This window comes from uncultured Gemmiger sp., assembly GCA_944388105.1.
Classification (GTDB): domain Bacteria; phylum Bacillota; class Clostridia; order Oscillospirales; family Ruminococcaceae; genus Gemmiger.
The window spans coordinates 1-7,803 of record CALXHN010000095.1; the positions used below are offsets into that span (position 1 = coordinate 1).

At 64.0% G+C, this 7,803-nt stretch carries 6 protein-coding genes; 3 read left to right on the top strand and 3 right to left on the bottom strand.

Annotated features, from left to right (window positions below; genetic code table 11):
* The 3 genes from gpmI to Q0K17_RS09405 form a co-directional block, all read right to left on the bottom strand.
* Positions 1-938 (bottom strand): 2,3-bisphosphoglycerate-independent phosphoglycerate mutase (gpmI, locus tag Q0K17_RS09395; protein WP_294542531.1); only part of this gene is annotated, 938 nt, incomplete at its 3' end.
* Between the two features lie 47 nt (positions 939-985).
* Positions 986-1,756, bottom strand: coding sequence for a triose-phosphate isomerase (gene tpiA / locus Q0K17_RS09400; RefSeq protein WP_294542532.1), 771 nt, complete (start codon positions 1,754-1,756; stop codon positions 986-988).
* Positions 1,757-1,825: 69 nt separating this feature from the next.
* Positions 1,826-3,034 carry a phosphoglycerate kinase gene (locus Q0K17_RS09405; protein ID WP_204647773.1) on the bottom strand — a complete coding sequence of 403 codons (1,209 nt, stop codon included), beginning with the start codon at positions 3,032-3,034 and terminating at the stop codon, positions 1,826-1,828.
* A 297-nt stretch (positions 3,035-3,331) separates the two neighbouring features.
* Here Q0K17_RS09405 and Q0K17_RS09410 point away from each other — a divergent pair, with 297 nt between their 5' ends.
* The 3 genes from Q0K17_RS09410 (at position 3,332) to Q0K17_RS09420 (ending at position 7,682) form a co-directional block, all read left to right on the top strand.
* Positions 3,332-4,885: an alpha-amylase family glycosyl hydrolase gene (locus Q0K17_RS09410; RefSeq protein ID WP_294542538.1), complete on the top strand. Its 1,554-nt coding sequence runs from the start codon at positions 3,332-3,334 to the stop codon at positions 4,883-4,885.
* A gap of 126 nt (positions 4,886-5,011) precedes the next feature.
* Positions 5,012-5,935 (top strand): AAA family ATPase, encoded by a 924-nt coding sequence (locus tag Q0K17_RS09415; RefSeq protein WP_294542539.1) that lies wholly within the window; start codon positions 5,012-5,014, stop codon positions 5,933-5,935.
* 4 nt (positions 5,936-5,939) lie between these two features.
* Complete coding sequence (locus tag Q0K17_RS09420; RefSeq protein WP_294542541.1) at positions 5,940-7,682, top strand: hypothetical protein; 1,743 nt, start codon at positions 5,940-5,942, stop codon at positions 7,680-7,682.
* Positions 7,683-7,803: the final 121 nt, after the last annotated feature.

Sequence of the window (7,803 nt, forward strand, 5' to 3'; positions counted from 1 at the left end):
AGCACGTTCTTCAGCTCCACCGGCGGGTAGGCCACTTCGCAGTTGGGCATGGTGGCGTCGTACTCGGCCATGCAGACGTAGTTCACGGGGAAGCGGCCGTAGCGGCGCTCGAAGCCCTTGAAGTCGTCGTCCACGAAGATGCGGGTCATCTGACGGGCACGGTCGGGGCGGAAGTTCATGAAGATGACGGTGTCGCCTTCCTGAACGCGGCCGCCCTCGCAGGTGATGACGGGGACCACGAACTCGTCGGTGACATCCTCGGCGTAGGAGGCGTCGATGGCCTCCTGGGCGTTGGCGGCGCGGCGGCCTTCGCCGTAGACGAAAGCAGCGTAGGCCTTTTCCTCACGATCCCAGTTGGAATCGCGGTCCATGGCGTAGTAACGGCCGGTGACAGTGGCGATCTCGCCGATGCCCAGCTCGTCCAGTTTGGCCTGCAGGTCGGCCAGGAAGCCCTTGCCGGAATGGGGGTCGGTGTCACGGCCGTCCATGATGCAGTGCAGGTAGACCTTGGTGGCGCCCATATGCTTGGCCATATCCAGCACGCCGAACCAGTGGTCGGCATGGCTGTGGACACCGCCGGTGCCCACCAGGCCCATGAGATGGATGGCCTTGCCGGCGTCGATGGCAGCCTTCATGTTCTTGACCAGGACCGGGTTCTTGACCATCTCGCCGTCCTGGATGCTCTTGGTGATGAGGGTCAGCTGCTGGTAGACGATGCGGCCGGCGCCCATGTTGGTGTGGCCCACTTCGCTGTTGCCCATCTGGCCGTCAGGCAGGCCCACAGCCATGCCGGAGGCCTGGATGGTGGTCATGGGGCACTCGGCAAAGATCTTGTCGAGGTTGGGGGTGTTGGCGGCGGCCACGGCGTTGCCGAAGGTGTTGTCCGGCGTCCAGCCGAAGCCGTCCATAATGCAAAGAAGAACAGGTTTCTTGGACATGGGAAAAATTGCTCCTTACCTAAATTTGGGATATTGGTCCGCCGGGATCAGCCCTTGGTGGCTGCGTCCACGATGATGGCGAACTGGTCGGCCTTCAGGGAGGCGCCGCCGATGAGGCCGCCGTCCACGTCGGGCTTGCTGAGCAGTTCCTCAGCGTTCTTGGCGTTCATGCTGCCGCCGTACTGGACGGTCAGGGCCTTGGCGGCGTCCTCGCCGTACAGCTCGCCCACCACCTTGCGGATGGCGGCGCAGACTTCCTCGGCCTGGTCGGCGGTGGCGGTCTTGCCGGTGCCGATGGCCCAGATGGGCTCGTAGGCGATGATGACGTTCTTCAGCTCGTCAGCGGTGACACCGTTCAGGGCGATCTTGACCTGCATGCGGACCAGCTCTTCGGTGACGCCCTGCTCACGCTGGGCCAGGCTCTCGCCCACGCAGACGATGGGCTTCAGGCCGCCGGCCAGAGCCGCCTTGGTGCGCTTGTTGACGGTCTCGTCGGTCTCGGCGAAGTACTGACGGCGCTCGCTGTGGCCGATGACCACATATTCCACGCCCAGGTCGGTGAGCATGTCGGCGCTGATCTCGCCGGTGAAGGCACCGGACTTTTCAAAGTGCACGTTCTGGGCGCCCACATGGATGTTGGTGCCGGAGCACTTGGCCACAGCCACGCACAGGTCGGTGGCGGGCACGCAGACGACGACCTCGCAGCCGGCGTCGGCGACCAGCGGGATCAGGTGGTCCAGCAGATGGCCCGCGTCGGTGGGGGTCATGTTCATCTTCCAGTTGCCGGCGATAACGGCTTTGCGATTCTGCTTATCCATGAGAAAAACCTCCTGTTTTTGTTCCGTCAAAAATGCGCGGCGGCAGAGCCGCCGCGCATAGCGGGTAGATTATGCGTTCTGAATGACAGCGATACCGGGCAGTTCCTTGCCTTCCAGGTATTCCAGGGAGGCGCCGCCGCCGGTGGAGATGTGGGTCATCTTGTCGCCCAGGCCCATCTGCTGGACAGCCGCCGCGCTGTCGCCGCCGCCGATGACGGTGGTAGCGTCGCTTTCGGCCATGGCCTTGGCAACAGCCAGGGTGCCGGCAGCCAGGGTCGGGTTCTCAAACACGCCCATGGGGCCGTTCCACACAACGGTCTTGGAAGCCTTGACGGCGTCGGCAAACAGCTTCATGGTAGCGGGGCCGATGTCGCAGCCTTCCATGTCGGCGGGCATATCGGTGACGGGGCAGATCTTGGTCTCCACGGGAGCGTCGATGGGATCGGGGAAGGCAGCCACGCAGGCGGTGTCAACGGGCAGCAGCAGCTTGACGCCCTTGGCCTTGGCCTTTTCCATCATTTCCTTGCAGTAGTCCAGCTTGGAGTCGTCGCACAGGCTGGTGCCGATCTCGTAGCCCTGGGCCTTCAGGAAGGTGTAGGCCATGCCGCCGCCGATGATCAGGGTGTCGACCTTTTCCAGCAGGTTGGAGATGACGTTCAGCTTGTCCGCGACCTTGGCGCCGCCCAGGATGGCGGTGAAGGGACGGACGGGATCGTTGACAGCGTTGCCCAGGTACTTGATTTCCTTTTCCATCAGGTAGCCCACAGCGGTGTCCTTGATATAGTCGGTGACGCCGGCGGTGGAGCAGTGGGCGCGGTGGCAGGAGCCGAAGGCGTCATCCACGTAAGCGTCAGCCAGAGAAGCCAGTTCCTGGCTGAAGGTGTCGATGTTCTTGGTCTCTTCCTTGCGGAAACGGGTGTTCTGCAGCAGGACCACATCGCCGTTGCCCATGGTGGCAGCAGCAGCCTTGGCCTTGGGGCCGACCACGTTGTCGTCATCAGCGAAGGTGACGGGCTGGCCCAGCTTCTCGGACAGGCGCACCGCCACAGGAGCCAGACTGAACTTCTCTTCGGGGCCGTTCTTCGGCTTGCCCAGATGGCTGCACAGGATGACCTTGGCGCCGTCGTTGATCAGCTTCTTGATGGTCGGCAGGGCCGCATTGATGCGGTTGTCATTGGTGATGACGCCGTCCTTCATCGGGACGTTGAAGTCGCAGCGGACAAGAACGCGCTTGCCGGCGTAGTTTTCATCGTCGATGGTCTTTTTGCCCAAACCCATGGTAAAAATCTCCTCTCGATCCGTAGATTTTCCTTAGTTTCTGCATTTTGGGGTTTCCCTGGCGGCGGGGCGCAGTATCCCCTTTCGCTATGCCTTTATTATACGCATAAACGGGCGTCAGCGCAAGGGGAAGCTGACACTTTTTTAACGGTTTTGGCACCCGTTGGCGGGGATGCCGGTTTTTCGACGGTGTTTTTTGTGGGTTTTGGCGCTTTTTTCCGCCGGCGAAACGCGCTATAATGCAGGCAGAAAAACCGTCCGGCAACGCCGGCGATCCTAGCAGGAGGCTGTATGTTTATGGACCATTGGCTGAAAAAAAGCATCTTCTATGAGATCTATCCCCAGAGTTTCCTGGATACCAACGGCGACGGCATCGGGGACCTGGCCGGCATCATCCGCAAGCTGGATTACATCCGGGAGCTGGGCTGCAACGCTTTGTGGCTGAACCCCTGCTTCCTCTCCCCCTTCGGGGACGCGGGCTATGATGTGGAGGACTACTGCCAGGTGGCCCCCCGCTACGGCACCAACGAGGACCTGATCCGCCTGTTTGAGGAAGCCCACCGCCGGGATATGCATGTGATCCTGGACCTGGTGCCGGGGCACACCTCCATCCGGCATCCCTGGTTTGCCCAGTCCTGCAAAGTGGAAAAGAACGAGTATTCCGGGCGGTACATCTGGAGCGATTCCATCTGGCACGATGTGGCGGGCTACGGCAACATCACCGGGTCTTTGCGGGGGCTGTATCCCCGCAACGGCTGCGTGGCGGTGAACTTTTTCTCCAACCAGCCGGCGCTGAACTACGGCTTTGCCCACCCCACCGAGCCCTGGCAGAGCGCGGTGGACTCCCCCGAAGCCCTGGCCACCCGGCAGGCCATGATGGATGTGATGGACTTCTGGCTGTCCCGGGGATGCGACGGCTTCCGCATCGACATGGCCGGGTCGCTGGTGAAAAATGACCCGGACAGCCAGGAGACCATCAAGCTGTGGCAGCAGGTGCGCCGGTTCCTGGATGAAAAGTACCCCGACGCGGTGATGCTCTCCGAGTGGGGCGAGCCGGACAAGTCCCTGATGGGCGGGTTCCATATGGACTTTTTGCTGCATTTCGGCAATTCCCATTACATGGACCTGTTCCGGTGCGACCATCCCTTCTTCAGCCGGGAGGGCAAGGGCAACGCCCGGGCCTTTGCGGATACCTATGAAAAGAACTACCGCCTGACCAGCGGCAAGGGGCTGATGTGCATCCCCTCCGGCAACCACGATATGGAGCGGCTGCGCCACTGGCTGGACCCGGAGGAGATGAAGATTGCCTTCACCTTCCTGCTTTCCATGCCCGGGGCCCCCTTCGTGTACTACGGGGACGAGATCGCCATGCGGTACCTGGACCTGGATTCGGTGGAGGGCGGCTATAACCGCACCGGCTCCCGCAGCCCCATGCAGTGGGACCACGAAAAGAACTACGGCTTCTCCGCAGCCGAAGCGGATCAGCTGTACACCGCCCAGGACCCTGCCGCCGACGCCCCCACCGTGGCCGACGGCATGGCCGACAGTGCCTCCCTGTGGCACACGGTACAGACCTTGTGTGAGGTGCGCAAGGCCCACCCGGCCCTGCAGGCGGACGGCGGCATGGAGTTCATTTACTGCGAGGCCGACGCCTACCCGCTGGTGTACCTGCGCACCGGCGGCGGGGAGAAGATCCTGGCGGCGGTGAACCCCGCTGCCCGACAGGTCCGCTGCCCCTGTGGCCTCTCCCCCGCCGGACAGCCCCTGTTTGCCCTGGGCGGGCCGGTCACGCTGGAAAACGGCACCCTGACCATGCCCGCCGAAAGCGCCGTGCTGCTGCCGGTGGAATAAGCGTTTTCCTTTGCACCAGAAAGTCTCCGGCAGGCTGCGGGCCGCCGGGGACTTTTTCCCTGTCTGCGCCCGGACGCCCTTTATTGACAATCCCGGACCGACTTCCTATAGTTAAGACAAAAGGGGATGGTTTCTATGTTGGATTTTCTGAAAGAAGAAGGGGTGGACCCGGCGGTCATCCAGGGCATTGCGGATTTCCGCGCCGAACACCCCGTGCCCCAGGGCATGGCCGACCGCATCCCGGAGCCCCGCTACCGCTACTACGGCCGGGAGGTGTGGAACCAGGCCGCCACCGTCCTGCTGTGCGGGGAGAACCTGCTGCTGGCCGGTCCCAAGGCCACCGGCAAGAATGTACTGGCCGAAAACCTGGCCCGGGCGTTCGGGCGGCCCTGCTGGAATGTGTCCTTCCACATCAATATGGACGCCTCCTACCTCATCGGGTCGGACACCTTCAACGGGGAAAAGGTGGTCTTTTCCCCCGGGCCGGTGTGCCAGTGTGCCCGCTGCGGCGGGTTCGGGGTGCTGGACGAGATCAACATGGCCAAGAACGAGGCTCTGGCCGTGCTCCACGCCACCCTGGACTACCGCCGCACCATCGACGTACCGGGCTACGACCTGATCCGGGTGGATGACGCCGCCCGGTTCATCGGCACCATGAACTACGGCTACGCCGGCACCCGGGAACTGAACGAGGCACTGGTCTCCCGGTTTGCGGTGCTGGACCTGCCGCTGATCTCTGAGGAGGACATGAACAAGCTGCTGCGCCACCATTTTCCCCAAATCAGTCCCCGGTTTGCCGGACAGTTCGTCCAGCTGTTCTACGACCTGAACAAGAAGGCGGACAGCGCCGAGATCTCCGCCCGGGCGGTGGACCTGCGGGGCCTGCTGGACGCCTTGCGGCTGATCCAGCGGGGTCTGGACGCCAGCGCGGCCCTGGACCTGTGCATCACCAACAAGACCTTCGACCCCTACGAGCAGACCCTGATCCGGGACGTGATCGCGGCCCGCATCCCCAGGAACCTGGACCGGGGCAAGGTCTTTCCGGGGTGATGGCATGCTGCAGCGTCAATACAGCCCGGAACAGCGTCGGGCGCTGAATCTCATCTGGGCCGCCGCCGGCCGGTATGACCTGGACCCGCCCTTCATGGCCTTTACCCCGGACGGGCAGCCTGACTTCTACTTCAACTGCGTGGTGGGGCTGACGGCCAGATGGCTGGATATGTCCCGCCTGGAAGGCTTTTTTGCCTCTTACGGAGGCAGTCCCCGCCGGACCATGTTCGACGAGCTGGTCTGGCTGGGGCTGGAAAACTGCGTCTATGAGAAGGAGCTGCCCCACCGGCCCATCCTGGCCCAGCTGCGGCAGCAGCATGCCCTGGATTTTTTTGCCGGACAGAAAACCATGTCCCGCCAGCAATGGATGGCCAAGAACAACCGGGTGTTTGAACAGCAGGAAGCCCGCTGGGCGCCCCTGGCCGGACGCCGCCCGCCCCTGCTGACGCCCCGGGCCCGGGAGCTGGCCAAGGCCCTGGCCCTGCCCGGGTCCCTGGACACCCAGGGGGTCATTGCCGCCCTGCAGGAAATGCTGCAGACCTTTTTTCTCTTTTCCGGCAACGAACCGGACCGGGGGCCCCACGCCCTGCACCTGAAAGGGCTGGCGGCCGCCCTGCTCACCAAGCTGGTCCCCACCGAGGTGCGCCACACCGACCAGCTGGTGCTGCGGCGCAGCGACCAGCTGCAGGCGGTCAACGCCCGACCGGCGGGCAAGGCCCTGCTGGCCCGACACCTTTCCGCCCGTCGGGCCGAGAGCGACCGGGCCTACATTGAAACCTGCTTCGGCCGCTGCCTGTACAACGACCACGACCTGGCCATGCTGGAACAGGAGCTGTGCACCGGCAGCCACCGCACCTGCCATCTGTGGATCACCCGGGGAGAGCCCGCCTCCCACCGGCCCCCGGACGGGGAGGCCGCCCGTCTGGCCCGGGACGCAGCCCTCCAGCGGCAGCGCAACCTGGACTTTTACGCCAGAAACAGCGGGCTCTGCGCCAGCGGCATCCGGCGGCTGAGCGAGCAGCTGGCGGAGGCCCTGCGCTCCTACAGCCAGCCCCAGCCGGTGCGGGCCCGGTCCGGACGGCTCAACAGCCGCCGGGTCTGGCGGGCGCCCTGCCTGGGGGACCCGTCCGTCTTTCTGCGGCAGACCGAGGACATCCAGCCGGATCTTTCGGTGGATCTGCTGCTGGACGCTTCCGCCTCCCGGCTGAACAGCCAGGAGACCATCGCCGCACAAGGGTACATCCTGGCCGAAAGCCTGCTCCGCTGCGGGGTGAAACTGCAGATTTTCGCCTTCCGCAGCCTGCGGGGGTATACGGTATTGCAGCGGCTGAAAGGCTACCAGGACCCGGGCTGCCGGTCGGTCTTTGACTATTTTGCCGCCGGGTGGAACCGGGATGGTCTGGCCCTGCGCGCCGCCGCCCGTCTGGCGGATTCCGGCTGCGGGCACAAACTGCTGCTGATCCTGACCGATGCCAGCCCCAACGACAGCCAGAAGATCGCCCCCTCTGCTGCCATGCCCATTGGCCGGGACTACGGGGACCAGGCCGCCGTGGACGACACCGCTGCCCAGGTCCGAGCCCTGCGCAGCCAGGGGTTCCGGGTAGGGGCCATCTTTTTGGGCCTGGACCGGGACGTGCCCGCCCTGAAAACCATCTACGGCCGGGAGTTCGTGCGCATCCGCCAGGTGGACCAGCTGGCCGGGGCGGTGGGGACCCTTTTGCAGCGGCAGCTGCGGGAGATGGACTGACGCGCCCGCGCATCGCCATACAAACAAAAAGAGCACCTTCCGAACCAATCGGAGGGTGCTCTTTCTTAGTCTCTGTTATGCGGGAAGGCTTCTCAGTCCAGCGGCTTCATGGTGGGGAACA